This is a genomic window from Mesorhizobium sp. WSM3868 (genome assembly GCF_002294785.1).
Lineage (GTDB): Bacteria > Pseudomonadota > Alphaproteobacteria > Rhizobiales > Rhizobiaceae > Mesorhizobium.
The window spans coordinates 1-1,952 of sequence record NZ_NSGB01000046.1 but is presented as its reverse complement, the minus strand read 5'-3'; the positions used below and the strand labels follow the sequence as shown (position 1 = coordinate 1,952).

Genomic DNA, 1,952 nt, shown 5'->3' with positions numbered 1-1,952 from the left:
CCCGTGCAAGACCGTCAACGGGAGCAAAACATCGCAAACGCTCCAGCCCGGAACTTACTGCAGCGGCATGGACCTCAAGGGCAATGTCACGCTCCAGCCCGGCACCTATGTCGTCCAGGGCAATGTGAAGGTTAACGCTGGCGCGGTCATCTCCGGTACCGGCGTGACAATGTTCATGTCCGGCAGCAACACTGTCAGCATGAACGGCAACGCCACGGTAACGCTGAGCGCGCCGACCTCGGGCACCTATTCCGGCGTGCTGTTCTATGGCGACAGGACCGGCACAAGCGCATCGAGCACTTTCAACGGCACCGCGAGCTCGCTTCTGACCGGTGCCATCTATTTCCCCAAGCAGCAGGTCAACTACCTGGGCAACTTCTCTTGGAGCGGCGGCTGCACCCAGGTCGTCGCCGACAAGATCCAGTGGTCCGGCAGCACGACCATCAAACAAAACTGCTCGAGCCTCGGGATGAAGGACATCCCCTCAGCCCAGTCGGTTGCGATCGTCGAATAATCAGGAATCGCTAACCAGAGCCGCAGAGCCGCCGCCATTTCATGCGCAAGGAACGCGCTTCATGTTGCCACCAGACGGCTACACCTCCGGGGTCGGTCGCGTTGCTCCAGACATGCAGTTGATGCATCGAGAGCACTTATCGCGGCTGCTGCGCGTGGCCCCAAGCGGATAGAAGGAACATTCTCGTCCCGCGCGTCTTTCCTTTAGCGGAGGGAGAGGAACGAGGCATGGCGGACGTCAAAAGCAAACGCGATTCGCGCGACCGTGACCGGGTGTCTGGGAATCAGGTATATGAGGTTGGCTACTTCGCCAGCAAATTCGGGCTCTCGATCCCTGAGGTCCGGAAACTGATCGCCAAGCACGGAAACGACCGCGAGACTTTAGAGCGTGAGGCAAAAGCGCTGGGCACTCGATGAACCGCTACTTCTTCGACACGTTCAACGCCTCATCTCAGGTGACGGATGAAACCGGCGCGGAACTGGATGGCATCCATGCAGTAAGACGACAGGCATTGAGGCGTTGGCCGAGATGGCGGTCGAGGTTATTTCAATTGAAGACCGGCTCGAACTCTTTGTACATGTTCGGGATCAGGCGATTTTTACAGCTCGCGCCATATTCGAAATGTTCGAGGTGACCTCGAAATCTAGCCCTGCATAGTAGCCGCTCGTTCACCACATCGCGGCATCGAACTTGAAGGCCCACCGTGGGCCCCAATCTGATCCACGCCTAGGGTGACCCGCCCCGCCCGCGATCTGAGTTCGCGGGCTCACGAATATTTGAGGACCCTCACCAAGCCGACGGCATTTTTTAGGGACGTTAATGTTCAACGCCTATGCACAGACGGGCCCTACTGTCGGGGAAGCAATCAAAGGCCGCACGAGCTCTGTTGAGCTGGTCGCGAGTGCGGCTCGCTGCCAAAGCGCATATTAGCGACCAACGATCATCGAATTTGAGAACGGATCGAGGAACCCGAACCCCCGCCATGTTGCCGCTATCCGCCAAGCCCTGGAGGATGCGGAATTGTATTTGGCCCTGATGGGCCAATGCTGCCTCGGTCCGAAATCCCGAACGGTGGTCGACAAACGGACAATAGGATGTGGCGGCGGCGGCAGACGAAACGCACGCCCTGACCTCAGACTCCTTTGCGGTGGCTGGTGTCTGGCGAATAGGTCAGCTTGATACGCCACAGACCGCGCATTTCATCCTCGGCCGCAAGTCCCATTCCATCGCCGGAGCATCAGCGCCGAAGCGGTCCCGGAGGGCCGACAGGTTTGATGACGATGGCAGTCCAGGCAGCCGCCAGTCACAGACATGCCCGCGTCGATCAGCTCTTGGAAAGTCCAGCCGTTGTTCATTGTCGGCGATTGTCCTTTTGGCTGAATTTTCTGATCAACAACCAGTGCGCTAGTACTTGCTCGCCGGCCTCGCGTTCTCCTAA

General features: G+C 58.6%; 1 protein-coding gene and 1 pseudogene. Both read left to right on the top strand.

What is annotated here, in order from left to right; genetic code table 11:
* Nucleotides 1-514, top strand: a pseudogene (locus tag CK221_RS29450) (hypothetical protein); the annotation flags it as partial.
* Nucleotides 515-741: 227 nt separating this feature from the next.
* Nucleotides 742-930: a DUF3606 domain-containing protein gene (locus CK221_RS29445; protein WP_095780272.1), complete on the top strand. Its 189-nt coding sequence runs from the start codon at nt 742-744 to the stop codon at nt 928-930.
* Nucleotides 931-1,952: the final 1,022 nt, after the last annotated feature.

Excerpts from the sequence above, each read along its gene's own strand:
- CK221_RS29445 (WP_095780272.1), top strand. The coding sequence starts at position 742 with ATGGCGGACGTCAAAAGCAAACGCGATTCGCGCGACCGTGACCGGGTG.